The organism is Halomonas mongoliensis, from assembly GCF_052496345.1.
Window position 1 is genome coordinate 1,042,369 of sequence record NZ_CP199288.1, and the last position, 24,017, is coordinate 1,066,385.

Annotated in this window: 27 protein-coding genes; 5 read left to right on the forward strand and 22 right to left on the reverse strand. The window is 69.1% G+C overall.

Annotated elements, in window-relative coordinates; all coding sequences use genetic code 11:
* Positions 1–4 precede the first annotated feature (4 nt).
* From pdxA to ACRYRV_RS04785, 3 genes are read right to left on the reverse strand one after another with little or no spacing between them, the layout of a single operon-like run.
* Positions 5–1,060, reverse strand: a complete 1,056-nt coding sequence (gene pdxA / locus ACRYRV_RS04775) for a 4-hydroxythreonine-4-phosphate dehydrogenase PdxA (protein ID WP_444985776.1) — start codon at positions 1,058–1,060, stop codon at positions 5–7.
* On the reverse strand, positions 1,060–1,731 hold the full coding sequence (locus tag ACRYRV_RS04780; protein WP_253449468.1) for a SurA N-terminal domain-containing protein: 672 nt from the start codon (positions 1,729–1,731) through the stop codon (positions 1,060–1,062). The genes pdxA and ACRYRV_RS04780 overlap by 1 nt, the downstream gene beginning before the upstream one ends.
* A gap of 40 nt (positions 1,732–1,771) precedes the next feature.
* Positions 1,772–4,204 carry an LPS-assembly protein LptD gene (locus ACRYRV_RS04785; RefSeq protein ID WP_444985775.1) on the reverse strand — a complete coding sequence of 811 codons (2,433 nt, stop codon included), beginning with the start codon at positions 4,202–4,204 and terminating at the stop codon, positions 1,772–1,774.
* Positions 4,205–4,306: 102 nt separating this feature from the next.
* Between ACRYRV_RS04785 and ACRYRV_RS04790 the strand changes: the two genes are divergently transcribed.
* The 3 genes from ACRYRV_RS04790 to ACRYRV_RS04800 all read left to right on the forward strand — a co-directional run bounded on the left by ACRYRV_RS04790 (position 4,307) and on the right by ACRYRV_RS04800 (position 6,603).
* Positions 4,307–5,323, forward strand: a complete 1,017-nt coding sequence (locus tag ACRYRV_RS04790) for an aminoglycoside phosphotransferase family protein (RefSeq protein ID WP_309636072.1) — start codon at positions 4,307–4,309, stop codon at positions 5,321–5,323.
* Positions 5,320–5,994, forward strand: a complete 675-nt coding sequence (gene murU / locus ACRYRV_RS04795) for an N-acetylmuramate alpha-1-phosphate uridylyltransferase MurU (protein ID WP_253449462.1) — start codon at positions 5,320–5,322, stop codon at positions 5,992–5,994. The genes ACRYRV_RS04790 and murU overlap by 4 nt, the downstream gene beginning before the upstream one ends.
* Positions 5,995–6,183: 189 nt before the next feature.
* Positions 6,184–6,603: an OsmC family protein gene (locus tag ACRYRV_RS04800; RefSeq protein WP_444985774.1), complete on the forward strand. Its 420-nt coding sequence runs from the start codon at positions 6,184–6,186 to the stop codon at positions 6,601–6,603.
* Positions 6,604–6,645: 42 nt separating this feature from the next.
* Here ACRYRV_RS04800 and coq7 read toward each other — a convergent pair whose 3' ends face one another.
* The 6 genes from coq7 to phaR form a co-directional block, all read right to left on the reverse strand.
* Positions 6,646–7,290, reverse strand: coding sequence for a 2-polyprenyl-3-methyl-6-methoxy-1,4-benzoquinone monooxygenase (gene coq7, locus ACRYRV_RS04805; RefSeq protein ID WP_309636070.1), 645 nt, complete (start codon positions 7,288–7,290; stop codon positions 6,646–6,648).
* A gap of 77 nt (positions 7,291–7,367) precedes the next feature.
* On the reverse strand, positions 7,368–7,709 hold the full coding sequence (locus ACRYRV_RS04810; protein WP_253449452.1) for a histidine triad nucleotide-binding protein: 342 nt from the start codon (positions 7,707–7,709) through the stop codon (positions 7,368–7,370).
* Between the two features lie 35 nt (positions 7,710–7,744).
* Positions 7,745–8,617 carry a phosphoribulokinase gene (locus ACRYRV_RS04815; RefSeq protein WP_253449449.1) on the reverse strand — a complete coding sequence of 291 codons (873 nt, stop codon included), beginning with the start codon at positions 8,615–8,617 and terminating at the stop codon, positions 7,745–7,747.
* The gene (locus tag ACRYRV_RS04820; RefSeq protein WP_444985773.1) at positions 8,617–9,057 is read right to left on the reverse strand and encodes an acyl-CoA thioesterase; all 441 of its coding nucleotides are present in this window, start codon (positions 9,055–9,057) and stop codon (positions 8,617–8,619) included. The genes ACRYRV_RS04815 and ACRYRV_RS04820 overlap by 1 nt, the downstream gene beginning before the upstream one ends.
* Positions 9,058–9,112: 55 nt before the next feature.
* Positions 9,113–10,405 carry a phosphoribosylamine--glycine ligase gene (gene purD / locus ACRYRV_RS04825; protein ID WP_444985772.1) on the reverse strand — a complete coding sequence of 431 codons (1,293 nt, stop codon included), beginning with the start codon at positions 10,403–10,405 and terminating at the stop codon, positions 9,113–9,115.
* An 88-nt stretch (positions 10,406–10,493) separates the two neighbouring features.
* A complete protein-coding gene (phaR, locus tag ACRYRV_RS04830) occupies positions 10,494–10,964 on the reverse strand; it encodes a polyhydroxyalkanoate synthesis repressor PhaR (RefSeq protein ID WP_253449443.1) in 471 nt (156 codons plus the stop codon).
* 99 nt (positions 10,965–11,063) lie between these two features.
* Here phaR and ACRYRV_RS04835 point away from each other — a divergent pair, with 99 nt between their 5' ends.
* On the forward strand, positions 11,064–11,777 hold the full coding sequence (locus ACRYRV_RS04835) for a 16S rRNA (uracil(1498)-N(3))-methyltransferase (RefSeq protein WP_444985771.1): 714 nt from the start codon (positions 11,064–11,066) through the stop codon (positions 11,775–11,777).
* A gap of 110 nt (positions 11,778–11,887) precedes the next feature.
* Here the strand turns inward: ACRYRV_RS04835 and rloA3 are convergent, their stop codons facing one another.
* The gene (gene rloA3 / locus ACRYRV_RS04840; RefSeq protein ID WP_444985770.1) at positions 11,888–12,457 is read right to left on the reverse strand and encodes a retropepsin-like aspartic peptidase RloA3; all 570 of its coding nucleotides are present in this window, start codon (positions 12,455–12,457) and stop codon (positions 11,888–11,890) included.
* Positions 12,458–12,606: 149 nt separating this feature from the next.
* On the opposite strand from rloA3, the gene ACRYRV_RS04845 reads away from it, so the two are divergent.
* Positions 12,607–13,086 (forward strand): PRC-barrel domain containing protein, encoded by a 480-nt coding sequence (locus tag ACRYRV_RS04845; protein ID WP_444985769.1) that lies wholly within the window; start codon positions 12,607–12,609, stop codon positions 13,084–13,086.
* Between the two features lie 32 nt (positions 13,087–13,118).
* On the opposite strand, the gene ACRYRV_RS04850 is transcribed toward ACRYRV_RS04845, so the two are convergent.
* The 12 genes from ACRYRV_RS04850 to ACRYRV_RS04905 all read right to left on the reverse strand — a co-directional run bounded on the left by ACRYRV_RS04850 (position 13,119) and on the right by ACRYRV_RS04905 (position 24,017).
* Positions 13,119–14,393, reverse strand: coding sequence for a lytic murein transglycosylase (locus ACRYRV_RS04850; protein ID WP_444985768.1), 1,275 nt, complete (start codon positions 14,391–14,393; stop codon positions 13,119–13,121).
* 84 nt (positions 14,394–14,477) lie between these two features.
* Positions 14,478–14,933 carry a DUF3429 domain-containing protein gene (locus ACRYRV_RS04855; protein WP_253449434.1) on the reverse strand — a complete coding sequence of 152 codons (456 nt, stop codon included), beginning with the start codon at positions 14,931–14,933 and terminating at the stop codon, positions 14,478–14,480.
* Positions 14,930–16,483, reverse strand: a complete 1,554-nt coding sequence (locus ACRYRV_RS04860) for an FAD-binding domain-containing protein (protein ID WP_444985767.1) — start codon at positions 16,481–16,483, stop codon at positions 14,930–14,932. The genes ACRYRV_RS04855 and ACRYRV_RS04860 overlap by 4 nt, the downstream gene beginning before the upstream one ends.
* Positions 16,476–17,867, reverse strand: coding sequence for a DASH family cryptochrome (locus tag ACRYRV_RS04865; protein ID WP_444985766.1), 1,392 nt, complete (start codon positions 17,865–17,867; stop codon positions 16,476–16,478). The genes ACRYRV_RS04860 and ACRYRV_RS04865 overlap by 8 nt, the downstream gene beginning before the upstream one ends.
* Complete coding sequence (locus ACRYRV_RS04870) at positions 17,858–18,028, reverse strand: DUF2256 domain-containing protein (RefSeq protein ID WP_444989254.1); 171 nt, start codon at positions 18,026–18,028, stop codon at positions 17,858–17,860. Before ACRYRV_RS04870 ends, ACRYRV_RS04865 begins: the two co-directional genes overlap by 10 nt.
* Positions 18,029–18,152: 124 nt before the next feature.
* Positions 18,153–18,557, reverse strand: coding sequence for a monovalent cation/H(+) antiporter subunit G (gene mnhG / locus ACRYRV_RS04875; protein ID WP_444985765.1), 405 nt, complete (start codon positions 18,555–18,557; stop codon positions 18,153–18,155).
* A complete protein-coding gene (locus ACRYRV_RS04880; RefSeq protein ID WP_253449422.1) occupies positions 18,550–18,819 on the reverse strand; it encodes a monovalent cation/H+ antiporter complex subunit F in 270 nt (89 codons plus the stop codon). The genes mnhG and ACRYRV_RS04880 overlap by 8 nt, the downstream gene beginning before the upstream one ends.
* 21 nt (positions 18,820–18,840) lie before the next feature.
* The gene (locus tag ACRYRV_RS04885; RefSeq protein ID WP_309637541.1) at positions 18,841–19,314 is read right to left on the reverse strand and encodes a Na+/H+ antiporter subunit E; all 474 of its coding nucleotides are present in this window, start codon (positions 19,312–19,314) and stop codon (positions 18,841–18,843) included.
* Positions 19,311–20,888 (reverse strand): Na+/H+ antiporter subunit D, encoded by a 1,578-nt coding sequence (locus ACRYRV_RS04890; RefSeq protein WP_309637540.1) that lies wholly within the window; start codon positions 20,886–20,888, stop codon positions 19,311–19,313. The genes ACRYRV_RS04885 and ACRYRV_RS04890 overlap by 4 nt, the downstream gene beginning before the upstream one ends.
* On the reverse strand, positions 20,885–21,232 hold the full coding sequence (locus ACRYRV_RS04895) for a Na+/H+ antiporter subunit C (protein WP_299316563.1): 348 nt from the start codon (positions 21,230–21,232) through the stop codon (positions 20,885–20,887). The genes ACRYRV_RS04890 and ACRYRV_RS04895 overlap by 4 nt, the downstream gene beginning before the upstream one ends.
* Positions 21,233–21,262: 30 nt before the next feature.
* The gene (locus ACRYRV_RS04900; RefSeq protein WP_299316562.1) at positions 21,263–21,694 is read right to left on the reverse strand and encodes a Na+/H+ antiporter subunit B; all 432 of its coding nucleotides are present in this window, start codon (positions 21,692–21,694) and stop codon (positions 21,263–21,265) included.
* Complete coding sequence (locus ACRYRV_RS04905) at positions 21,687–24,017, reverse strand: putative monovalent cation/H+ antiporter subunit A (protein WP_299316575.1); 2,331 nt, start codon at positions 24,015–24,017, stop codon at positions 21,687–21,689. The genes ACRYRV_RS04900 and ACRYRV_RS04905 overlap by 8 nt, the downstream gene beginning before the upstream one ends.

Here is a 24,017-nt window from a genome sequence, read left to right on the forward strand (position 1 = left end):
CCTTCTATCGCTGTTTGATGGGGTCGCGCCCGGCCATCTCCGCGGCCAGGGCCACGGCCACCCGCAGGCTGCCGGGGTCGGCACGGCCGCTGCCGGCCAGGTCCAGGGCGGTGCCATGGTCCACCGAGGTGCGTACCAGCGGCAGACCCAGGGTGATATTGGCCGCGCTGCCGAAGCCGGCGTACTTGAGCACCGGCAGGCCCTGATCATGATACATGGCCAGCACCGCATCGACCCCCTCGAGATGGCGCGGCGTAAAGAGGGTATCGGCGGGGAGCGGGCCGTCGAGGCGCAGCCCCTCGGCGCGCAGGGCCGCCAGGGCCGGCTCGATCACCTCGAGCTCCTCGCGGCCCAGGTGTCCTCCCTCGCCGGCGTGGGGGTTGAGCCCGCAGACGGCGATGCGGGGCGCCGGGAGACCGAACCAGCGCTGGAGGTCGGCGTCGAGGATGCGCAGCACCCGCGAAAGCCCCTCGGCGCTGATGGCATCGGCCACCTCGCGCAGCGGCAGGTGGGTGGTGGCCAGGGCCACCCGCAGCGCCCCCGGGCCCCGCCAGCCTTCGCGGGTGGCGTGCAGGGGACGGTCGGTGGCTAGCATCATCACCACCTCCTCCACTCCGCAGGCGTCGCGCAGGTATTCGGTATGGCCGGTGAAGCCCGCGTGCCCCGCCTCGAGGATCACCCCCTTATGGAGCGGTGCGGTCACCATGCCGGCGGCCCGCCCCGCCAGGCAGGCGCGCACCGCCACGTCCAGGGTTTCGAGCACGTAGTCGGCATTGGCGACCTGCAGCAGGCCGGGGGGCGCCGGCGCCCGCAGCGCCACCGGCCAGACCGGCAGCCGGCCGGGACGCGGTGCCGGCAGCGACTCATCCAGGGCCAGGGGCACAATCTCGACGGAGAGACCCAGGCGCTCGGCGCGCTCGGCCAGCAGGTCAGGGTCGCCCACCGCCACCAGGTCCACGCCGGCCACCCCCTCGGCGGCCAGCATGACGGTGAGCTCGGGGCCGATGCCGGCAGGTTCGCCGCTGGTCAGGGCCAGCACGGGGCGCGGCATAGAGGCCATTAGCGGTCGTCGAGGCGGTAGTCGACGAAGGCCTCGGAGCGGATCTCCTGCAGCCAGCCCTCCAGCTCCTCATTGGCGCGGCGCTGGAAGAGTCTCTGCTGGGCCTGCTGGCGGCTGACGCCCTCCTGCTCCACCAGCCGCTCCACCTCGCGCTCGGAGAGGTTGACCCGGCTGCCCACCCGGCGCTGCTGGAGCTCGCGGATGACCAGTTCGCGACGGATCTCCTCGCGCACGGTGGCCAGCGCCAGCCCGTCGGCCTCCAGGGCGTCGGCGAACTGCTCCACGCTCATGCCGTTATTTTCGGCAATCGCCCGCACCTGGCGGTTGAGCTCGGTATCGTCGATGGAGAGGCCCGCATCCCGGGCCATCTGCAGCTGGATCTCCTCGAGGACCATCTGCTCGAGCAGCTGCTCACGCAGCACCCGCTCCGGGGGCAGGTCGATCTGCTGGGCGGTCAGCTGGCTGCGGGTCTGGGCCAGGCGCTCCTCCAGCTCGCTCTCCATGATCGCCCCCTGGTTGACCACCGCCACGATGCGATCCAGGGCCTGGCGCTGCATGGACTGGAACTGCTGGGCCTGGACGTCCAAGGGGGCGACGGCAAGGCCCAGCGCCAGGGCGAGCCCGGCGGCCAGGAAGGGGGTCCGGCGGCGCAATGTCTGCTTCTGTTTCATCTTTCCTCTCTGGAAGTTGGCAACGGCAGGGGCACCCGGGTCAGAAGGCGGTGGAACGGTAGCCCGGGATGGCCTCCTCGAAGTAGCTGTCGGCCTCACGGCCCACGCCGCCCAGACCCTTGAAGACGAAGCGCAGGAAGATCCCGCGATCGGTGAAGTCATCGTCGATGCGTGCCGTGTCGTTGTCGTCGATCCACTCCCGCCACACCAGCTGCAGACCGTAGCAGCAGTCGTTCCACTGCACGCCGGCGAGCTGCTCCAGGGCGCGGTCATTGGTGTTGTCGTAGAGGAAACGACCGATCAGGTCAACGCGATGGCTGGCCTTGAGGGCGAATGACAGGTCGTACTCCTCGCGGTTGAAGTCGCGGAACTCGTCATCCCCCGGTTCGACCGAGGGGTCGAAGCCTTGGAGCTCCCAGCGGTAGCCGAGGTTCAATGCGTGGCCCGCCGGGGAGCGATACTGCAGGTCCACCGAGGTGCGCTCGGTCTGCTCGAAGTTGTCGTCGTAGAGCCACTGCCAGCGAGTGCGCCAGCGGTCGGTGATCTGCCAGTCGGCGCGGGCTACCAGGGGCGAGCGGTCCCGGGTCGCCCGGTACCAGTTCGCAAAATCACTGTCCCGGTCGGGAATCACGTCGGGATCGCCATTGATATCGATGGTGCGATCCTCGAAGTAGAAGGCCTGCCCCAGCCCCACGGCGAGCCGCTGGCGGCCGCGCTCGTCCTCGAGGAGCCGCGAGTCGACGCCCAGTGAGAGGCGGTTGAGGTCGCCCACCCGGTCGCTGCCCGAGAAGCGGTGCGGCGACCAGAGCTGATTCCAGGAGAAGGCGCGCTCGCTGGTGTCGAAGTCGGGGAACTCGGACTGGTCACGGGCCGGCACATAGGCGTAGTTGGCCCGGGGCTCCAGGGTCTGGCGGTAGCCGCGTCCGCCAAGCTCCAGCTCGCGCTCGAAGACCAGGCCACCGTCCACCGAAGCCACCGGCACCTGGCGTGTCAGGCTGGTGTCGCGGTCGGTGTCACGCTCGCCGTAGTCGAGCTCGTAGGCGGTGGCCAGCCACTCCAGGCGCGGCTCCAGGTGGCCCCAGCTCTCGTCGAAGCGCCAGCCCGCCGCCGGGGAGAGATGCAGCCGCGAGCCGGTGGCGGACTCACGCTCACGCACTCGGTTCTCGTCCACGTCACGCCAGAAGTAGGTGTAGTTGGAGCCCCACTGCTGGTAGAAGCCCCCCTGGTTCCAGCGCGCACTGGCGGAGAGACTCGGCAGCCGATAGAAAGGCTTGTCGCGGTCACGCAGGGGGTCGTCGAGCTTCTGGAAGCCCTGGGCCCGGGCGTCGAGGCGCCAGACGTCGCCGCGGTAGTCGATCTGGGCCAGGCGCGGCATGGCGGAGGTGTTCTGCTCGGCGAAGTCGCTGCCGAAGTCGTCGAAGTAGCGGCCGTCGCTGGCCGCACCGTAGCGCAGCTGGTAGCGGCTGCGCGGGTTCAGGACGCCGGCGTGGCGGTAGTCCAGGTACCAGCGATCCTCGCCCTCGTAGCGGCGCGAGGCGGCGTTCGGGTCGTCGCTGGATCCGCCGTCGTCGCTGCCGAGGAAAGCCCCCTCGATCTGGCCGGCGTCGCTGGGCAGCAGGTAGCGATATTCACCGCCCAGCAGCAGGCCGCGGTCAGTGATCCAGCGCGGGGTGATGGTGGCATCCTGGTTTGGCGCGATATTCCAGTAGAAGGGCTGAGCGTAGTCCAGGGCGTCGCTGGAAAGCCCGACGTTGGGCCACAAGAAGCCGGTGTGGCGGCGGTCATCGATGGGAAAGCGCACCCAGGGCCAGTAGAAGACCGGCACCCGCCCCACCTCGAGCCGTGCATTGCGGGCGGTGCCGAAGCCGCTCTCCCGGTCGAGCACCACGTCGCCCCCCACCAGGCGCCAGAGGTCGTCACCCGGGTCGCAGGTGGTGAAACTCGCCGAGGAGAGCCGGTAGCGGCCATCCTCGAGGCGCTCAAGACGCCGAGCGTCGCCGCGCAGGTGACGGTCGTGAATCACATAGTGGGCGTCGTCGATGCTTGCTGCATCGCTGACCAGGGAGAGCTCGGCGGCCTCGCCTCGCACCAGCAGGTTCTGGTCGCGCAGGGCCATTGGACCCTCGGCAAAGGCACGCTCCCGGGAGCCCGGAACGCGCACCTCTGGGGTCTCGAGCTGGGCGCCGTCGCGGCGCAGGACCACCTCGCCGCGCAGAATCGTCTCGCCATCCTCGCCGTAGCTGGCGCTGTCGGACTCGCTGGTGACCCGCCCGGCAGGCGGCTCGGGCAGGCGGTAGTCGGGCATCACGTAGACACCGCGGCAGAGCGCGTCGGCGGGCCGGTCATCGCCCCAGGGGCGGAAGTCCAGCGACTCGGCCGTGAGGGAGGCGGACGAGGCCGCCGCCAGGGGTGCGCCGCCCAGGCCCAGGGTCGCCAGGCCGGCCAGGGCCGTCCATGTGAGTCGCTTGCCCATGTTCCTCGATGTCCTTGGCAGGGTGAATCGGTATTATACAGGCCGCCTCCGGCAACAGCATCCACCCTGCCCCACCCTCTTCGACCAGGAGCCAAGCCCGCCATGACCGACGCCTCCCTTTCGCGCCTCGAGCAGCTCAGGCAGTGGGTTGCCGAGCGCCACGGCCTGCCCCTTGCGGAGGTCGACCTGCGCCTGGCCGCCGGCGATGCCAGCTTTCGCCGCTACTATCGCCTCTACCTTGCCGACGGCACCACCCGCATGCTGATGGATGCGCCCCCCGAGCAGGAGGACAGTCGCCCCTTCGTGGCCATCGCCCGGCGCTGGGCCGCCGCCGGCCTGCCGGTGCCGCGGCTTCACGCCGACGACCTGGCGGAGGGTTTCCTGGAGCTGGAGGATCTGGGCGACACCCCCCTGCAGCGCTGCTTTATCGGCGACGCCGAGATCGGCGCCTGGCACGAGCGCGCCCTGGCGCTGATCCACGCCCTGCAGAACCGGGCGGGGCCCGATGCGCTGCCCCCCTTCGATGCCGAGCTGCTGGGTCGTGAGCTGGACCTCTTCCCCGAGTGGTGCCTGGGCGAGTGGCTCGCCCTCGACGCGCCGCCGGGATGGGAGGCCCTGCGCGAGGCGCTGATCGCCTCGGCCCTGGTCCAGCCGGTGGTCACCGTGCATCGCGACTATGACGCCATGAACCTGATGGTGCAGGGCGACTCCCTGACGCTGATCGACTTCCAGGACGCCGTGGCAGGCCCGCTGAGCTACGACCTGATATCGCTGCTGCGGGGGCGCTACTGCCGCTTCGACGCCGCACGCTTCGCCGCCTGGGTGGAGGCCTTTCGCCGCCGCGCCGTGGCCGACGGCCGTCTCCCCTCCAGCGTGGACGCCGCCACCTTCCTCGCCCAGGCCCAGGCCATGGCCGCCCAGCGCTCGCTCAAGGTGCTGGGCATCTTCTGTCGGCTGACCCTGCGCGACCGCAAGAGCGGCTACCTGGAACGCCTGCCGCACTTCCTCGCCCACCTGGAGGATAGCCTGACGGGACTCCACGGCCATGACGCCTTCAAGGCCTGGCTGGGCGACACCTTCCGCCCGGCCCTGGCGGCACGCCTGGAGGGGACGGCATGAGGGCGATGATCCTGGCCGCCGGCCTCGGCAAGCGCATGCGCCCGCTCACCGACCGCTGCCCCAAGCCGCTGCTGCCGGTGGCCGGCCGGCCGCTGATCGTCCACCACCTGGCGCGCCTGCGCGCGGCGGGCATCACCGAGGTGGTGATCAACGTCAGCTATCGGGCGGAGCAGATCATCGCCGCCCTGGGAGACGGCGCCGAGCACGGGGTGCGGATCGCCTGGAGCCGGGAGGAGTCGCCGCTGGAGACCGGCGGCGGCATCCGCCGGGCCCTGCCGCTGCTCGGCGAGGCGCCCTTCCTGCTGGTCAACGGCGACGTCTGGTGCGACCTGGACCCGGCCGCACTGCCGGCCCTGGGCGACGACCTGGCGTGGCTGGCGCTGGTGGACAACCCGGAGCACCACGCCAGTGGCGATTTCCACCTGGACGCCGCCGGCCGGGTCCACGCCGAGGGCGAGCCGCGCCTCACCTTCGCCGGCATCAGCCTGCTCGACCCGGCGCTGGTGGCCGACGAACCGGAGGGCGCCTTCGCCCTGGCGCCGCTGCTGCGCCGCGCCATGGCCGATGGCCGCGTGGGCGGCCACCACTATCGCGGCGACTGGGTCGACGTGGGCACCCCCGAGCGGCTGGCCGAACTCGACCGGCGCCTGCGCGATAGGCATATCTCCTAGAGCGAGAGGCGCCGGGGGCAGGTCTGAGAGGGGGTCCTATGCCAGGGATGGCATCGGTAGCGTACAGGGAAGTATTTACAGCGCCCCCGAACAGGCCTGTCGCCGGAACAGCCTTGAGCGATGTGCGGGGCTTAGCAACGACTGCTATGCTGCCGCGATTTCCCGACAATCGAGAAGGAATCAAGAATCATGAAAGCCAGCGTGAAATGGACCGATGGACGTCAGTTCGTTGCCGAAAGCGGCAGCGGCCACAGCGTGGTGATCGACGGTCCGCCCGACCACGGCGGCCGCAACACCGGCCCGCGCCCCATGGAGATGCTGCTGATGGGCATGGGCGCCTGCACTTCCTTCGACGTGCTGGAGATCCTCGAGAAGTCCCGCGCCCCGGTAAGCGACTGCGTGGCGAGTCTCGAAGCGGAGCGCGCCGACGCCGTGCCCAGCGTCTTCAACAGGATTCACGTGCACTTCACCGTCACCGGCAAGGGGCTCAAGGAGAAGCAGGTGGCCCGGGCCGTGGAGCTCTCCGCCGAGAAGTACTGCAGCGCCTCCATCATGCTGGTCAAGGGCGGCGTCGAGGTGACGCACTCCTTTACCATCGTTGAAGAGTAGCGCGCCCCACCGCCAGAACAGCCGCTGGTTTCCCCGGTCCGATCAGACCCGATAGACGCTTCCGGTCATCACCTTCGACATCAGCTTCATGCCGAACTTGACCGGGGCGGGGAAGCGGGCGCCGCCCGCTTCCAGCGCCAGCTGGGCGTGGTGGGCCTCGTCGATGGCCATCTGGCGCAGCACCGCCCGGGAGCGGTGGTCCCCCGCCGGCAGCCTCACCAGGTGCTCCTCCAGATGGCGCCCCACCTGCTCCTCCGTGGCAGCCACGAAGCCCAGGCTCACCCGGTCGCCCACCGCGCCGGCGGCGGCGCCGATGCCGAAGGAGGCGGCGTAGAAGAGGGGGTTGAGCAGGCTGGGACGATCGCCGAGCTCCCGAAGACGCTCGTCGCACCAGGCCAGGTGGTCGATCTCCTCGCTTGCCGCCTCCTCCATCTGGCCGCGCACCTCGGGCAGCTTGGCGGTCAGCCCCTGGCCCTGGTAGAGCGCCTGGGCACACACCTCGCCGGTGTGGTTGATACGCATCAGGCCCGCCGCATGGCGGCGCTCCTCGTCATCCATGGGCTCGTCGCGCACCTCCGGCGTGGCCGGCGAGGGCCGCGACGCCTGGGCCGCATGGGGCACCAGGGTGCGCAGCACGGTATCGAACTGGTGGATCAGGTTGTCGGTTCGGGAGAGTTGGCGGTTCATGACAATCTCATCGATAGAAAAAGCTGCACCCGATGCGTCGATCGCCCGGGCTTGCGCGGTTTCCCGCAGGGCGCCGGCTAGCCAGCCGGCCAGGTGAAGCGTCGACCGCCCATCAGGTGCATATGGATATGGTAGACCGTCTGCCCGCCATCGTCATTGCAGTTCATCACCACCCGATAGCCATCGTCGGCGAAGCCAAACTGCCTGGCCAGCCGGGCGGCGACCAGCGGCAGCCGCCCCACCAGCGCCTGGTCCTCTTCGGTGAGATCGTTGAGGGTGGCGATGGGCTTCTTGGGAATGATCAGGATATGCGTCGGGGCCTGAGGGTTGATGTCGTGAAAGGCAAGCACCTGATCGTCTTCGTAGACGATGTCGGCGGGAATCTCACGCGCGATGATCTGGCTGAACAGCGTGGACATCTCGACTCCTTGCAGCAAGCGTGGCTTGAGGCTGATCAACGAAAGCGGCGCTGGGCCAGCAGGTGGCGCACCAGCGGCGCCAGGATCAGCTCCATGGCAAGCGACACCCGAGCCCCGGGCACCACCAGGGTGTGGGGGCGGCTCATGAAGGCATCGGGAATCATCGCCAGCAGGTAGGGGAAGTCCACGGTAGCCGGCTCGCGAAAGCGGATCACCGCGAAGGACTCCGCATCGGAGGGGATATCCTGGACCTCGAAGGGGTTGGAGGTATCCACGGTGGGCACCCGCTGGAAGTTGATATGGGTGCGCGAGAACTGCGGCTGGATATAGCGCACATAGTCATCCATGCGGCCCAGGATGGTGTCGATCACCGCCTCCTGGGAGTGGCCGCGCAGCTTGGTGTCGCGCACGATCTTCTGGATCCACTCCAGGTTGATGGTGGGCGCCACCCCCACCAGCAGATCCACATGGCGGGCGATATCGTGCTCGGGGGTGACCAGCCCGCCGTGCAGCCCCTCGTAGAAGAGCAGGTCGGTGCCGCAGGGCAGCGGCTCCCACTCGGTGAAGGTGCCGACCCGGTAGCCGGCCTCGATCATCCGCTTGTCCTCGGCGTGGATATAGTGGCGATAGGTGCCGGTGCCATGCTCGCCATACTCCACGAACAGCGCCTCGAGTTCGTCGAGCAGGTTAGCCTCCACGGCGAAGTGGGAGAGCTCGTCCTTGCGTTCGGGCTCCTCGCGGAAGATGCGCGAAAGCTCTTCCCGGGTGTAGCGGTGGAAGGCGTCGCCGTCGACCATGGCGGCGTGGACATCCTCCCGGGCGAACATCCGCTCGAAGGTGCGCTTGACCGTGGTGGTGCCGGCCCCGGAGGAGCCGGTCACGGCGATGATCGGATACTCCCGGGACATCAGGCGCCCCCCGCTCCGGCGATGGCGGTGGTCACCGCCTCGGGCACCGCCACCGGGCGGCCCGTCGCCGGGTCCACCAGCAGCACGTTGAGCCGGGCCGTGGCCACCGGGCGCCCCCCTTCGGCATGGAGCACGCGATGGTAGACGGTGATCGCTCGCCCCTCGGGGGCCGGAATCGCCGTCTCCACCACCAGGGCATCGGGCCAGCGCGCCTCGGACTGGTACTGGATGGCGAGGTCCGCCACCACGCTGGGGTAGCCCCCCAGGTCCCACTCGATGAGCCCCAGGGCGGCAAGGGCCTGAATGCGCGCCTCGTGGAGCAGCGACACCAGGGTGTCATGGCCCAGGTGGCGGCCATAGTTCATGTCGGTCACGCGCACCGTCAGCGGCTGACGGTGCACGATGGCGGTCTCGGGAAACTCGAGCCTGACGCGCTCCATGCATGCCTCCTTGTGTTGCTCTTGTTGTGGTCGAGGTCGCTTGCCGTCGTGGGCCTCAGGCCTGGCCGCGCTCCCGGGCAATGGCCCGATAGGCGATATCGCGGCGGCAGAGCACGCCCTCCCAGCGGATGGCATCGACGCCGCGGTAGGCCTGCTCGGCGGCCGCCGAGACGCCCTCGCCCAGGGCGGTGACGCAGAGCACCCGGCCACCGGCGGTGACCAGCCGGCCATCCTGCTCCGCCGTACCGGCATGAAAGACCTTGCAGCCGGTCGCCTCGGCCGCTTCGATGCCCTCGATGGCATCGCCCTTGCGGTAGCTGCCGGGGTAGCCGCCGGCGGCCAGCACCACGCCCACCGCGGCGCGGGGGTCCCAGTCGCACGCCTTGCCGGCGAGCTTGCCGGTAGCACCGGCCAGGCAGAGCTCGGCGAGGTCGGACTGCAGGCGCAGCATGATCGGCTGGGTCTCGGGGTCGCCGAAGCGGCAGTTGTATTCGATGACCCTGGGGTTGCCCGCAGCGTCGATCATCAGACCGGCGTAGAGGAAGCCGGTGTAGGGGTGCCCCTCGGCGGCCATGCCCTGGACCGTGGGCAGGATCACCCGCTCCATGATGCGGGCATGCACCTCATCGGTGACCACCGGCGCCGGCGAGTAGGCCCCCATGCCGCCGGTGTTGGGGCCGCTATCGCCCTCGCCCACCCGCTTGTGGTCCTGGCTGGTGGCCATGGGCAGCACGGTCTCGCCGTCCACCATGACGATGAAGCTGGCCTCCTCGCCGTCGAGAAACTCCTCGATCACCACCCGGGCACCGGCGTCGCCGAAGGCGTTGGCCTCGAGCATGTCGCGCACTGCCGCCTCGGCCTCGGCCTCGGTCATGGCCACGATCACGCCCTTGCCGGCGGCCAGGCCGTCGGCCTTGATAACGATGGGCGCACCCTTCTCGGCGAGATACGCGAGGGCCGGCGACACCTCGGTGAAGGTCCGATAGTCGGCGGTGGGGATGGCGTGGCGGGCCAGGAAGTCCTTGGTGAAGGACTTGGAACCCTCGAGCTGGGCCGCACCGGCGCTGGGACCGAAGATCGCCAGGCCCGCCTCGCGGAAGCGGTCCACCACCCCGGCCACCAGCGGCGCCTCGGGGCCGACGATGGTCAGGTCGACGCCCTCGTCCCGAGCGAAGGCCAGCAGGCCATCGAGGTCCTCCACGCCGATATCCACATTGGCCAGCCCCGGCTCCCGGGCGGTTCCCGCATTGCCGGGAGCGACAAAGACCTGCGCCACCAGGGGGGACTGGGCGACCTTCCAGGCCAGGGCATGTTCGCGGCCACCGCCGCCGATGATCAGCACCTTCATCCGTTACACCTTCGTTCTGCGAATCGAGAGCTTCATGAGCCGAGGCGGCATTATGTCAGAAAGCGTGCCCGGGCGCCCGGCGTGGCCGTCATGAACGGCTGTCGTCGTCCTCGTCGTCCTTGACGCCGTTGCCGGTGGCCTGGCCGATGGTCTGCTGCCAGAACTTCATGTTCTCCTCGGCCAGCTCGCGCATCAGCTCCATGGGGGAGTGGCGCATGGCCTGCTGCCACTGGTCCTGCATGCGCTGCTGCTGCTCCATCATCAGCCGAGTGCCCTGCTCCAGATAGCGGGCCAGGGGCAGCGGCTGGGCCATGTCGTAGACGCGGATGAACTGGGCCAGCAGATCGTTGGAGAACACCTCGGCATCGCCGTCGGCCTGCTCCTGCTCGATGATGATCGAGAGCAGGATGGTGCGAGTCAGGTCCTCACCGCTCTTGGCATCCTCGACGCGGAAGGGCTCATTGTCGAGCACCAGCTGACGCAGATCCTCGAGGGTCACATAGCGGCTCTGTTGGGTATCATAGAGCCTGCGGTTGGCATACTTGCGAATCACGCGCACGGCGCTGCTCCTACTTCAGTGTGGGGGGCGTCTGCCCCTGTACGGCTATTGTGCACCGCGACACCATCCATGCAAGGCATACCGCCAACACGAGGCTTTATGAACCTGATTCTGCTCGCCCCGGAAGCGCTCGAGAGTGACCGGCTGGCACGGCTCACCGATCCCCGCCGCCTGCGCCACCTGCGCGAGGTGCACCGCGCCAGGCCCGGCGATCGCCTGACCCTGGGCATCATGGAGGGCGGCATCGGTCAGGGGGAGCTGCTCACCCTCGACGACCACGAGGCCACCTTCGCCCTCGATGTCCTCGACCAGCCGCCGCCCCCTGCGCTGCCGGTCCACCTGGTGCTGGCCCTGCCGCGACCGCGCATGCTGGCGCGCACTCTGGAGCATGTCACGGCGCTGGGGGTCAAGCAGATCACCCTGCTGCACACCCGCCGGGTGGAGAAGAGCTACTGGATGTCGCCGGAGCTCGAGCCCGAGAAGATCCACCGACACCTGGAGCTGGGGCTGGAACAGGCGCGGGATACCCAGCTGCCTGCGGTGACCCTGGAGAAGGGCTTTCGCCCCTTCCTGGAGGACCGGCTGCCGGGCCTGCTGGCGGGGCGCCGCGGCCTGCTGGCCCACCCGGGCATGGCGGCCGCCTGCCCGCGGGGCATCGAGACGCCCACCCTGCTGCTGGTGGGCCCCGAGGGGGGCTTCATCCCCTGGGAGGTGGAGAAGCTACTCGAGGCGGGCTGTGAAGGCATCCACCTGGGGCCGCGCATCCTGCGCGTGGAGACCGCCGTGACCGCCCTGCTCGCTCGGCTCTTCTGATCGCTGACGGCCTCGGCGGCAACGCCTAGTGCCCCTCGCCCTGCTCGCCCGGCTCTCCTGAGCCGGCGCCCGGGCCGAGCGCCTCCCGCTGAAAGCCCCCGCGGCGACGCCTAGTGCCCCTCGCTCAGGTCGTCCGGCTCATACGCCTGCAGCGGGGAGTCCGCATCGCAGCTGGGACCCTGCAGGAAGGTCCGGCGCACGTCGAGCAGCCCCAGGTGGCTGATGGTGCGCCGCCCCAGCAGCAGCGGGTAGAGCATCTCGCCGCGATCGCGCAGGCTGAACTGCTCCTCGTAGACGGTGTCGCCCATGCAGACCTTCATCAGCACCACCGGCCGCTCGTCGCGCCCCCCCGCCCCGCGCACCTTGAGGTCGCGATAGAGCGGCAGCTCGAGCTGCTCGGAGAAGACCTCCTCGCTCTCGGTATCCTCGAGCTTGAGCCGGAAGCGCACCCACTCCTCCCCCTCTCGCTCGAAGAGCTCGATCTCCCGGGCATCCAGGGAGGAGGTCAGGGCGCCACTGTCGAGCTTGGCCTTCACCGCCACGCCCCAGGGCTCGATGGTGGCTCGCTCCACCCAGCCGAACACCTTGTCGGCCAGGGCCTGCGGGGTAGCCAGCGCAAGGCCGACCAGCAGGCCCATCATGGCCGCCGACAGCCGCCGGCCAGATATGGTCGATCGCATGGAAACTCCTCCTTTCGTATCAGGCTCACTGCCAGCCATTGCTTGACGATATCGCTTCTCTCTCCAAGGCTGAAGAGCAGGACGTCGTCAAGTCCACTCTGAACTCACCACCCGACACTGGCGCCACCGCCAGATCAGGAGGTCGACCCATGGAATATCAAGGTGTTGCAAAAACGTCTCTGATCACCGGTGCCGCCTTGCTGGCAGCCAGCCTGACCGCTTATGCCCAGGCCCAGACCGGCCCCCAAGGGCTCTACTCGGTCATGTCGATCCTCGACGCCGATGTTCACTTCGAGGCCGCACCGGACAGCGAGGCAGGTGATGTCGTGGACATCCTGCTCGACGACGCCATGCAGGTGGAGGCACTGGTGGTGCGTCCCCACAACAGCCTGGGCATCGGTGATAGCTCGGTCGTGATCGGCAGTGACGGCTATCACCTGCTTTCCTACGAAGACGATGACGGCCACACCAGCCATGACGTGATCGTCGAGATCCACGAAGAGGCCTTCGAGGAGTTGCCTCGCTACGACCAGGAGTGGTGGGATCTGGCCCGGGAGCAGGCCCGCGAGGCCTGGGAAACCGCCCAGGAGGGTGCCGAAGCCGTCGTTGAACCCGCCGGCGATGAGTGATCTGTCCTATCTCGCCGGCACCGGGCCTCCCGTTAACGCTGCAGGCGTTCGAGCAGGCGCAAGGTAGCGAAGCCGTCCGGCGCCACGCCGATGGAGCGCTGGTAGGCGCGCAGCCCGCGACGGGTGTTGGGACCCATGATGCCGTCCGGGGTTCCCACGTCGAAGCCGCGGTCATTGAGCGCGCGCTGCATCTCGCGCATCTGGGCGCGGCTAAGCGGCTGCTCCTCCCGGGGCCAGCTTCCCTGGATGCCGCCGCGCCCGGCGATCTCGTTGGCCAGGGTGCCCACCGCCAGCGCATAGCTGGTGGCGTTGTTGTAGCGCAGGATGGCGCGGAAGTTGGGGCCCACCAGGAAGGCCGGCCCGCGGGCGCCCGCCGGTACGATCACCGAGGCCGCGTCGAAGTCGGGCAGGCGACCGCCGCCGACCGGACGCACGCCGAGGGAGGCCCACTCGGCGGCGCTGCGCCGGGTGGAGAGCTCCGCCTGGGCGTAGTCGAAACCGTCGGGAATCACCACCTCGACGCCCCAGGGCTGGCCCGAGACCCAGCCCGCCCGGGCCAGATAGTTGGCCGTGGAGGCCATGACGTCGGGAATGCTGCCCCAGATGTCTCGCCGCCCGTCGCCGTCGCCATCCACGGCGTAAGCCTCGAAGCTGGAGGGGATGAACTGGGTATGTCCCATGGCGCCGGCCCAGGAGCCCACCATGCGCTCCGGGGCGATGTCGCCGGCGTCGATGATGCGCAGGGCGGCAAGCAGTTCGCCGCGGGCGAAGTCGCTGCGGCGCCCCTCATAGGCCAGAGTGGCCAGGGCCTCCAGGGTCGAGAAGCTGCCGAAGTTGCCACCGTAGTTGCTCTCGATGCCCCAGATCGCCACGATCACCTCGGCGGGCACGCCGTAGCGCTGCTCCATCTGCCGGGCGGTGGCGCGATGCTCGGCGAGCTTGGCTCGCCCCTGGGTCACGCGCTGGGCGGAGACGGCGCTGTCCAGGTACTGCCAGATGGGGCGCACGAACTCGGGCTGAGAACGGTCGAGCTCGATCACCCGCGGGCGATAGCGCACGCCGTCCAGGGCGCTGGCCAGGGTCGCCTCCGAGATGCCCTCGCGGCGAGCCTCCTGGCGAAAGCGGGCCAGCCAGTCGCGAAAGTCCGCGGGCGGGGCCGGCTCGGCCTCGGCCCGGGAGGACGGGGGGTCGCCGGCAGCCGGGGCCTCGTGGGTCGATCCGTCCGCGGCACTGGCCTCGCGGGCGGGGCCGCTCTGGCAGCCGGCCAGCAGGAGCATCAGCAGGCCGAGGGTCAGGGTCCTTTTCATCACGCTTACGCACTCCGTGGCGAGGTTCAGGGGGGATGGTTCAGGGCGATCATCGCCCAGAATGGCCCACGCCACCAGCCCCGTTCAGCCTGACGAGAGGCGCCAGATCACGACCCCATGGCAGGCCACTACCGCCACGGTCAGCAGGGTGCGCAGCGTCTGGTACCAGTCCGGCTGCAGTTCGCGGCTGTCGCGCCCCGCCTCATGCAGGCGTACCAGCAGAAAGCCCGCCGCCAGGACCCAGGCGCCGCTGTAGGGATGCAGCAGCAGCGCCGGCCAGGCAATCAGACTGGGTACCATGCTGAGCAGCAGGCGCCTTCGAAAGCCGGCACTCTCCGCCGGCTCCAGGGACATCGCCACCCCCCACTGCACGCCGCCCAGGAAGGAGAGAATCACCGCGCCATAGAACAGAAAGGCCTTGATCGCCACGACCTGCCAGGCCAAGGGGGCCCACCAGGCCATGGCCGCGGTGGTCACGAAAGGAATCAGGCCGGCGAGGCCCAGGGCCAGGGGCAGTCGAGGCAGGGCGGCGAGGGTCATGGCGTCTCCTTGTCCGAATCCGAAAAAAGCGAGAGCTGGGGCGAGGCGGCGGGCGCTCCGGCGCGACGCGCAGGCCGGCGGCTGGCGAGCCGCTCAAGCAGCGCCTCGCTGGCCGCTCGAGCCTCGGGGGCGCGCCGGGCGGCGTGGAACTGGCGCTTCCAGCGCCGCGCCTCCGACTCAAAATCATGCACCGGCAGCGGGTAGTCGCGCCCGGGGTGGAAGCCCAGAACGGTGCGCTCGGCGACCGGCAGGGCCCAGGGGCGGTGTCGCCAGGTGGGCGGCAGCCCCGCCAGGGCCGGCAGCCAGCGTGCCACGAAATGCCCCTCCGGGTCGCGCTCCTCGGCCTGCTTGAGGGGGTTGTAGACGCGCAGGGCGTTGGTGCCGGTGAGCCCCGCCTGCATCTGCACCTGGGGGTAGTGGATGCCCGGCTCATAGTCGACGAAGAGCCGCGCCAGGTGCAGGGCCGGGTCGCGCCAGGGCAGCCCCAGTCCGAAGGTGGCGAAGGAGACCAGCATGGCGCGCATGCGGAAGTTGAGCCAGCCGGTCTCGCGCAGGGAGACCATGCAGGCATCCACCAGGGGTACCCCGGTGCGCCCCTCACACCAGGCGACCAGCCGCTCGGGGGCGGGGGTTTCGCGCAGCCCGCGCAGGGCGGGGTGCAGGGTGCGATGCTCCAGGTCGGGCGCGCTCTCCAGCTTCTGGATGAAGTGGCAGTGCCAGTGCAGCCGCGACTCCAGGGCGGCCAGCGCCCGTGACCACTCGGGATCGTCGCGACGCTCGCCCCTGGCCCGGCGCAGCCCCTGCACCACCTCGCGCAGGGAGAGCGTGCCCCAGGCGAGATGGGGTGAGAGCCGGGAGCCGGCGCGGCGGGCGCGGTCGGGGCTGCCGATGTCCCGATGGAAGCGCACCCCGCGCCCCGCCAGGAAGGCGTGCCAGACATCGAGCCCCGCCGGGCGCCCGCCGGCCTGCCGCCCCGGACAGGGCTCTCGCCCCACGCCCAGCCGCCGTGCCTGCCAGCGCGCCCGGGGCAGGCTCGGAAGCTCCTGCCACCCTGACGGAGGACGGGCCGGACGCGGGACAGCCAGGGGCTCGGCCATCAGCGCCTCCCACTGGGTCGCCCAGCCGCGGCGGTGCCCGAGCCCGCGGATCACCCCCTGCTGGCGTGCCTGGTGCCAGGGTACGCCCCGGCGCCGACACCACTCGGCCACCGTGCGGTCCCGGTCGAAGCTCCAGGCGTTGCCGGTCTCCTGGTGGGAACGCAGCGCACAGGGGCCGAGCGCAGCGGTGACCCGCTCCAGCACCTCCACCGCCTCCCCCTCCAGCACGCAGAGCGGCAGACCGAGCTCGGCCAGGGCATCGGCCAGCGCCTCGAGGCTCTCGGCGATGAAATCCCAGTGGCGCTGGGCGCTGTCGGGCTGCTGCCAGAGCGACGGCTCGATCACGTAGAGCGGCAGCACGGGACCCAGGGCGCAGGCCTCGGCGAGAGGCAGGTGGTCGTGGCAGCGCAGGTCGCGCTTGAACCACACCAGCTGGACGGGCGCCTCAGCCACCCTGACGCGCTCCGGCCCGAGCCCCCTGGCCGGACGTGCCCGCCAGCGGTGGCGCAAAGCGCTCGGGCGCCACCGTCCAGGGCCGCTGCCGCGCCCGCCCCCCCGGCAGCTCGGCAAGCTCCGGCTGCCAGCGCGCCACATAGGCGCCTTCGGGGTCGTAGCGCTCGGCCTGCCAGAGCACGTCGAAGCGATGCATCTGAGCGCTGCGGCCGACGCCGGCGATATAGCGCCAGTTGCCCCAGTTGCTGGCCGTGTCGAAGTCGATGAGGGCATGCTCGAACCAGGCCGCCCCCAGGCGCCAGTCACCGCCCAGCTCATGCACCAGGTAGCTGGCCACGTTCTGCCGTGCCCGGTTGGAGAGCCAGCCGGTGGCGGCCAGCTCGCCCATGGCCGCATCGATGAAGGGCATCCCGGTGCGACCCTCGCGCCAGGCGAGGAAGGCCGCCTCCTCAGGAGGAAGCCGGCGAGGGCCGAAGAGCGCAGCCCCCTCCTGGCGGGCCGCCCAGTGGAAGTAGTCTCGCCACAGCAGCTCGAAGATGACCCAGTAGCTCGACTCATTGGCGCCGTGCCGGGCCTCCCAGGCCTGCACCGCGTCGTGCACCTGGCGCGCCGAGAGGCAGCCGTGGGCCAGCCAGGGCGAGAGACGGGTGGAGAAATCGGGGCCGGAGAGCCCGTTGCGGGTCTGCTTGTAGCGCGCCACGGCGCCGCTGGCCAGGTAGTGCTCCAGGCGCGCCAGCCCCGCCTCTTCCCCACCGGCAAAGCTGAACGCGCCCCGCGCATCGGGTCGCCAGCGAGCCGCACCGTCACAGACGCGAGCCAGCGGCGGCAGCCCGCGGGGGGCCCCGTCTGGCCAGGGCGGCAGGGTAACCGGCGCCTGACAGGCCGCCGGCACCGCCCAGTCACGCTCCACCCGGCGTCGGAAGGAGGAGAACCCGGGCGGCAGCGAGGCAAGCGGCATCGGCAGGCTGGCCTCATCGAGCAGCATCCCCCCGTCGATCTGCCACAGCCTGACGCCCTCCCCCAGCGCCTCGCCCAGCCGCAGCGTCTGCTGCGTCTCATCCCAGCCCGCATCGCGGCGCACGCGCACTTCGGAGGCGCCGTGCCGCTCGGCGAGCCCTGCCACCACCTCCACCGGGTCCCCGACACGAACCAGCAGATCGCTGCCGCGCCTGAGCAGCTCGCCGCGCAGGGCGATCAGGCTCTGCCAGAGGAAGCGCAGCCGGGCCGGGCCGATGCGCGGGAGGCCCAGCCCGGGCGGCGGCGCCAGCCAGTCGCGGTCCAGCACATAGACGCAGAGAAGCTGTTCGGGGGGACGTTCGAACCGGAACAGTGGATTATCGGCCAGCCGCAGGTCATGGCGAAGCCAGGCGAGGGTCACGCCCATGAGGCACCTCCCCCCTGGCGCGACTCGCGTCGGCAGCGCTCGCTGCAGTAGCGAACCTCCTCCCAGCAGCGGGCCCACTTGCGCCGCCAGGTGAAGGGGCGTCGACAGTGGGCGCACGGCTTGCTCGGCAGGTGGGGTTTACGGTGCATGTCGGCATCCATTAAAAGTGGACATACATAGATTATCGTACAGGGTGTGTACAATTAAAAGTCTTTCCGCTTCGGCTCACTCCCCAACGAAGAAGGCCGCCCGGAGGCGGCCTTCGTCGGCGGGCAAGCGACTGCGTCAGGAGCTCTCTCCCTCCCTGGGTTCGCGACGGGCATTGGCCTCGGTCTCGTAGCCGCTCTTCAGCTCGTGGGTCAGGGGGTCATAGTTGGGCCGCAGCTCGTCCTTGACCGTGCCGCTCCACAGCTTGGAGCCGACGAAGTAGCCGGCGCGGCCGATCACGTGGGCCGCCACCGGGGCGGTCATCAGGATAAAGATGATGATCGCCAGGGCCCGTGCCGCCACCCCCACCTCGGCGAAATGCATCGCCACCGCCAGCATGATCAGGATGACGCCCAGGGCCGCCGCCTTGGTGGTGGCGTGCATGCGAGTCAGCAGATCGGGCAGCCGCAGCAGCCCCAGCGCCGCCAGCAGCATCAGCGAGGCGCCAGAGAGGACAAAGACACCCTTTATGAAATCAATCATCGCGGGGTCCTCCACGTTCCAGGAAGCGGGCAAAGCCGATGGCGGCCAGGAACCCCATCAGGGCGATGACGATGGCGGCATCGATAAAGCTCGAGACATCGGACTGGATGGCATAGACGCCCACCAGGCCCACCACGATGCTGGCGAAGAGCTCCAGGGCCACCACCCGATCGGGCAGGCTGGGCCCGCGCACCACCCGCACGAAGGCGAGGACCAGGGCCAGGCTCATGATGACCTGGCTGATCAGAATCACGATCTCCATGTCGGCACCTCGCGGTCAGGCTCAGCGAAACAGTTCCAGGGCACGGTATTCCATTTCCTTGAGGTTGCGGCGCAGCTCCTCCTCATCGTCGAGGAACATGGCGTGGATGTAGAGCACCTTGCGGTCGTCAGAGACGTCCAGGCTCAGGGTACCGGGAGTCAGGGAGATCAGGTTGGCCACCATGGTGATCTCAAGCTCGGTGCGCGCCTCCAGGGGCATGGCGATCACCCCGGGCTTCATGTGCCAGGGGGGCGTCAGGATATCGAAGGCCACCTTGAGGTTGGCCATCAGCAGCTCCTTGATGAAGAAGCCGATGAAGCCCAGGATCCTCGGGATACGCGCCGGATAGCCCTGCAGCGACTCCACCTGAGGCTCGATCAACAGCAGGGCGATATAGCCGAACACCAGGCCCACCACCAGGTTGAGGCCGGTGAAGTCGCCGCTCAGCACGACCCAGGCCAGGGCCAGCAGCAGGTTCCAGATGGCTCCGGTCATGGGCTTGTCTCCTCGCTTGCCGGCGCCTCGATGAGGGCCTCACTGACGTCCACGTTACCGCCCAGGACGGCGTCGATATAGCCCTGGGGGGTCATCAGCTGCTCGCCGATGGTGTTCATCATGACCATGAGCGGCTCGGCGAAGACGCCGATCAAAAGCGACAGCGCGGCCAGCACCCCCACCGGCAGGGTCATCATCCACAGGCTCGGCTTGACCATGCGGCCGTCGTCACCCACCACGGTCTCCTGCTCGGGCACCAGGTTGTCCTCGGGCAGGGCCTTCCAGAATACCTCGTTCCAGATCTTGACCATGGAGTAGAGGGTCATCAGGCCCACCGCTAGGGCAATGCCGGTGACCACATAGGCCTCCGCCTCGATGCCGGCGCGCACGATCACGAACTTGGCGAAGAAGCCCGACAGCGGCGGAATCCCCGCCAGCGAGAAGGCGGAGAGGAAGAAGGCCACGGCGAGCCAGGGACGCTCCTTGTAGAGTCCGCCCATCTTCTTCAGCTGGTAGGTGCCCTGCAGGCGCCGGGTGATGCCGCTGATCAGGAAGAGATTGGTCTTGACCACGATGTTGTGCATCACCGCGAAGATGCCGCCGGCGATGGCCAGGGGGGTGTAGAGCGCCAGCCCCAGGATCATGTAGCCGATCTGGCTGACGATATGGAACGACAGGATGCGGCGGAACTCGTACTGGGCCGCCGCCCCCAGCACCCCGGTGACCATGGTGAAGGCCGCCCCCCAGAGCAGCAGGTCCTGAGTGTAGTCCAGGGTCTCGTCGAACATCAGGGTGAAGACCCGGAACAGCGAGTAGACCCCCACCTTGGTGAGTAGGCCGGCGAACAGCGCCGATACCGCCACCGGGGGCGTGTGGTAGGAGGCCGGCAGCCAGAAGAAGAGCGGAAAGGCCGCCGCCTTGATGCCGAAGGCCACCATGAACATCACCGCCAGCACCTCCACCATGCCCTGGTGCTCCGCCTCGTGGAGGCGCAGGGCGATGTCGGCCATGTTGAGGGTGCCCACCATGCCGTAGAGCAGGCCGATGGCGGTCAGGAAGATCACCGAGGCCAGCAGGTTGAGGGTGACGTACTTGATCGCCCCCTCCATCTGGGCCTTCTCGCCGCCGAGGATCAGCAGCGCGAAGGAGGCGACCAGCATCACCTCGAACCAGACGTAGAGGTTGAAGATATCCCCGGTGAGAAAGGCCCCGGCCACCCCGGCCAGCAGCAGGTGCATCAGCGGGTAGTAGCCGAACTTCTCATGGTCCGGCCCGGTGGAGGCCAGGGAGTAGATGGCGATCGCCAGGCCGATCAGGGCGGTGAGCACGATCATCACCGCGCTGAGCATGTCGGCCACCAGGGTGATGCCGTAGGGGGCCTCCCAGCCGCCCATCTGGATGGTCACATAGCCTTCCTGATGGACGGAGACGAGCAGCCAGAGCGCCACCACCATCAGCGCCAGGTTGCCGGCCACGGCGGTGAAGCGTTGCATGGGCCGCGAGCGCCAGAAGAGCAGCGAGATGGCGCCCGACAGCAGCGGCAGGAGGACGGGAAGTGCGACTTCGGGCCTCACGTGTCGGTATCCTTCATCTTGTCCAGGTCATCGGCCTTGACGATCTCGTAGGCACGGCGAATCAGCACCACGGCGAAGGCCAGCACGCCGAAGGCGATCACGATGGCGGTCAGCACCACCGCCTGGGGCAGCGGGTCGGCCACCGCGCCGGCAGGCGCCAGCATCCCCTCGGGGATCAGCGGCGGAGCCCCCCGGGTCATCCCCGCCGAGGTGAAGATCAACAGGTTGGCGGCGTTGGAGAGCAGCATCAGTCCGATCACCAGCTTGACGATGGAGCGACGCAGCATCAGGAAGATCGCCGCGGCATAGAGCAGGCCGATGGCGATGGCCATCACGGGTTCCATTGGTCACCTCCTGTCCGGTGGGCGGCGTTCTCAGGGCTCATCCTTGTCCACCTCCATCAGGGTCATCACCATGGTCATCACCGCGCCCAGCACGGCCAGATAGACCCCCACGTCGAAGATCAGCGGCGTCGAGGCCTTGAAGTCGATGCCGGGAATCTCCCACCACTGGGCGGTCAGGAAGGCCTCACCCACGAACCAGGCCGGCACCACCGAGATCATGCCGAGCAGCAGCCCCATGCCGATCAGGTCCCGAGGGTCGATCATGCGCAGCACCTCCTTGGTGGCGCTGACCCCGAAGGCGAACAGGTAGAGGGTGAAGGCGCCGGCGGCCACCAGGCCGGCGATAAAGCCGCCGCCGGGCTCATCGTGGCCGCGCAGCAGCAGGAAGATGGAGAACAGCAGCTGCAGCGGCATCAGCAGCCGCGCCGCCGTGTTGAGGATGATGGTACCGGACTTAACCATCGGCGTTCTCCTTGGCCGGGGCGGACTTCTTCGGCTTCTCCGGGGCGCGCAGCTTCAGCATGGCGAAGACGCCGATGGCCGCCAGGGCCAGCACGAAGATCTCGCCCAGGGTATCGAGGGAGCGGTAGTCCACCAGAATCACGTTGACGATATTGCGCCCATAGGCCAGGGGCGCGCTGTTGGCGATCATGTAGTCGGAGATCGGCACGAACTGATCGATGCTCCAGGAGGTCAGCACCAGCAGGGTGATCAGGCCGCCCAGGCTGCCGGCCACCGCCATGTCACGCACCCGCTCGATGGGGGTGGAGAGGCTGGAGAAGCGCGGCAGGCGGAACAGCACCAGCACCAGCAGGATCACGGTGAGCGTCTCCACCAGCAGCTGGGTGATGCCCAGATCGGGGGCGCTGAACAGGATAAAGGTCAGGGCGATGGAGAAGCCCATGATGCCCACCGAGACCACGGCGCCGAGCCGCGAGCGGGAGATGGCGGCAAACAGCGCCCCCAGCACCATGGTGCCGACCACGATCGCCTCGTGGAACTGGACATCGAGGTCGAAGGCCAGCTGGGGGGAGTGGCGCAGGAGCAGCGAGTTGCCGATCAGGGCGATCAGGGTGACGATCATCACCAGGATGTAGTTGCGCATATAGCCGTTCTGCAGGATACGGGTCTGCCACTCGGAGACCACCACCACGCCGTCCATGAAGGCGTCATAGCCGGACTCGGGACCCCGGGCGATCAGCGGGTCGAGCCGTGCCAGGCGCGCCCGCACCCGATCCCAGCGCTGGAAGAGCAGATAGCCCAGCACCAGGCTCACCACCGACATCAGAAGCGGCAGGTTGATGCCGTGCCACAGGGAGAGCTTGACCTCCACCGGCGCGCCGACCACCGCCGAGGCGGCGGCGGTGAGCAGGCCGGTGCCGGCCAGGGCAGGCAGCAGGCCGAGCAGCAGGGAGAGCGTGGCCAGTACCGCCGGCCCCAGCAGCATGGAGGCCGGCGCCTCGTGGGCCACCCGCGGGGTCTGGCGGCGCTGGCCGAAGAAGGGACGCAAAGCGATGATCGCCGCCACGGCGATGGTCAGGATGGCCGCACTGAAGGCCAGCAGCACCACCAGCCATCGCCAGGCGCTGGCGTCGAGCACCGACTCGAACATCAGCTCCTTGCCGATGAAGCCGAACAGCGGTGGCACCCCGGCAAGGGAGAGCGCCGCCACCATGGCGATCACCGCGGTGATCGGCATCAGCGGCCGCAGGCCGCCCATGGCGGTGACGTCCTTGGTGCCGGTCTCGTGGTCGAGGATCCCGGCCACCATGAACAGGGCCCCCTTGTAGAGCGAGTGCGCCAGCAGGAAGGTGACGAAGGCGATCATCGCCCCCTCGGTGCCGATACCCAGCAGCATGGTCAGGGTGCCCAGGGCCATCACCGTGGAGTAGGCCAGGAGCTTCTTGATATTGGTGTGGCGGATGGCCAGGAAGGCGCCGGTGAACATGGTCAGCGCCCCCACCACCGAGAGGGTCACCGTCCACATCTCGGTGCCGCCGAGGCCCGGCTGCAGCCGCGCCAGCAGGTAGATGCCCGCCTTGACCATGGTCGCCGAGTGCAGGTAGGCCGAGACCGGCGTCGGGGCCGCCATGGCGTTGGGCAGCCAGAAATGGAAGGGAAACTGAGCCGACTTGGTAAAGGCACCGAGCAGCAGGCAGATGAGCAGCGGCGTATAGAGGTCGTGCTCGCGCAGGACATCGTCCATGGCGTTGAGCTCGGCGAGCGACCAGCTGCCCCCGGCCACCCCCAGCATGGCCAGGCCCGCCATCAGCGCCAGCCCCCCCGCCACGGTGACGAAGAGCCCCTGGCGGGCCGACTTGCGCGCCTCGAGATCGGTGTGGTTGAAGCCGATCAGCAGGTAGGAGGTGATGCTGGTCAGCTCCCAGAAGACGAAGAGGGTGAAGAGGCCGTCGGCCAGCACCAGGCCCAGCATGGAGACCATGAAGGCCAGGATCGCCAGGTGGAAGCGCACCAGGTCCGGGTGCCCCTTGAGGTACCCCCCGGCATAGATCAGCACGAAGGTGCCGATACCGGTGACCAGCAGCGCAAAGAGCATGGAGAGGCCGTCGACCACGAAGGTCAGGCTCATGCCCAGGGAGGGCACCCACTCCATGCTGAGCACCAGGGTCTCGCCGGCCATCACGGCCGGCAGCTGGTTCAGGAACCATAGCGCCAGGGCCGCCGGAAAGACGGCCAGCACGAAGCTGGTCCGGTCGCCGAACCAGCGGTGGAAGAGCGGCGCCAGGGCGGCCAGCAGGAATCCCGACAGCACGGCGAATTGGAT

What these genes read in the sequence shown, in the direction of transcription:
- ACRYRV_RS04850 (WP_444985768.1), bottom strand. Translation starts at nt 14,393, where the DNA reads ATGAAAAGGACCCTGACCCTCGGCCTGCTGATGCTCCTGCTGGCCGGC.
- ACRYRV_RS04845 (WP_444985769.1), top strand. Translation starts at nt 12,607, where the DNA reads ATGGAATATCAAGGTGTTGCAAAAACGTCTCTGATCACCGGTGCCGCC.
- ACRYRV_RS04855 (WP_253449434.1), bottom strand. Translation starts at nt 14,933, where the DNA reads ATGACCCTCGCCGCCCTGCCTCGACTGCCCCTGGCCCTGGGCCTCGCC.
- ACRYRV_RS04815 (WP_253449449.1), bottom strand. Translation starts at nt 8,617, where the DNA reads ATGTCCCGGGAGTATCCGATCATCGCCGTGACCGGCTCCTCCGGGGCC.
- ACRYRV_RS04895 (WP_299316563.1), bottom strand. Translation starts at nt 21,232, where the DNA reads ATGGAACCCGTGATGGCCATCGCCATCGGCCTGCTCTATGCCGCGGCG.
- ACRYRV_RS04870 (WP_444989254.1), bottom strand. Translation starts at nt 18,028, where the DNA reads ATGGATGCCGACATGCACCGTAAACCCCACCTGCCGAGCAAGCCGTGC.
- rloA3 (WP_444985770.1), bottom strand. Translation starts at nt 12,457, where the DNA reads ATGCGATCGACCATATCTGGCCGGCGGCTGTCGGCGGCCATGATGGGC.
- ACRYRV_RS04885 (WP_309637541.1), bottom strand. Translation starts at nt 19,314, where the DNA reads ATGACCGGAGCCATCTGGAACCTGCTGCTGGCCCTGGCCTGGGTCGTG.
- murU (WP_253449462.1), top strand. Translation starts at nt 5,320, where the DNA reads ATGAGGGCGATGATCCTGGCCGCCGGCCTCGGCAAGCGCATGCGCCCG.
- ACRYRV_RS04835 (WP_444985771.1), top strand. Translation starts at nt 11,064, where the DNA reads ATGAACCTGATTCTGCTCGCCCCGGAAGCGCTCGAGAGTGACCGGCTG.
- ACRYRV_RS04785 (WP_444985775.1), bottom strand. Translation starts at nt 4,204, where the DNA reads ATGGGCAAGCGACTCACATGGACGGCCCTGGCCGGCCTGGCGACCCTG.
- pdxA (WP_444985776.1), bottom strand. Translation starts at nt 1,060, where the DNA reads ATGGCCTCTATGCCGCGCCCCGTGCTGGCCCTGACCAGCGGCGAACCT.
- ACRYRV_RS04865 (WP_444985766.1), bottom strand. Translation starts at nt 17,867, where the DNA reads ATGGGCGTGACCCTCGCCTGGCTTCGCCATGACCTGCGGCTGGCCGAT.
- ACRYRV_RS04800 (WP_444985774.1), top strand. Translation starts at nt 6,184, where the DNA reads ATGAAAGCCAGCGTGAAATGGACCGATGGACGTCAGTTCGTTGCCGAA.
- ACRYRV_RS04900 (WP_299316562.1), bottom strand. Translation starts at nt 21,694, where the DNA reads ATGGTTAAGTCCGGTACCATCATCCTCAACACGGCGGCGCGGCTGCTG.
- purD (WP_444985772.1), bottom strand. Translation starts at nt 10,405, where the DNA reads ATGAAGGTGCTGATCATCGGCGGCGGTGGCCGCGAACATGCCCTGGCC.
- ACRYRV_RS04790 (WP_309636072.1), top strand. Translation starts at nt 4,307, where the DNA reads ATGACCGACGCCTCCCTTTCGCGCCTCGAGCAGCTCAGGCAGTGGGTT.
- mnhG (WP_444985765.1), bottom strand. Translation starts at nt 18,557, where the DNA reads ATGATTGATTTCATAAAGGGTGTCTTTGTCCTCTCTGGCGCCTCGCTG.
- coq7 (WP_309636070.1), bottom strand. Translation starts at nt 7,290, where the DNA reads ATGAACCGCCAACTCTCCCGAACCGACAACCTGATCCACCAGTTCGAT.
- ACRYRV_RS04780 (WP_253449468.1), bottom strand. Translation starts at nt 1,731, where the DNA reads ATGAAACAGAAGCAGACATTGCGCCGCCGGACCCCCTTCCTGGCCGCC.
- ACRYRV_RS04810 (WP_253449452.1), bottom strand. Translation starts at nt 7,709, where the DNA reads ATGTCCACGCTGTTCAGCCAGATCATCGCGCGTGAGATTCCCGCCGAC.
- ACRYRV_RS04880 (WP_253449422.1), bottom strand. Translation starts at nt 18,819, where the DNA reads ATGGAGATCGTGATTCTGATCAGCCAGGTCATCATGAGCCTGGCCCTG.
- ACRYRV_RS04820 (WP_444985773.1), bottom strand. Translation starts at nt 9,057, where the DNA reads ATGGAGCGCGTCAGGCTCGAGTTTCCCGAGACCGCCATCGTGCACCGT.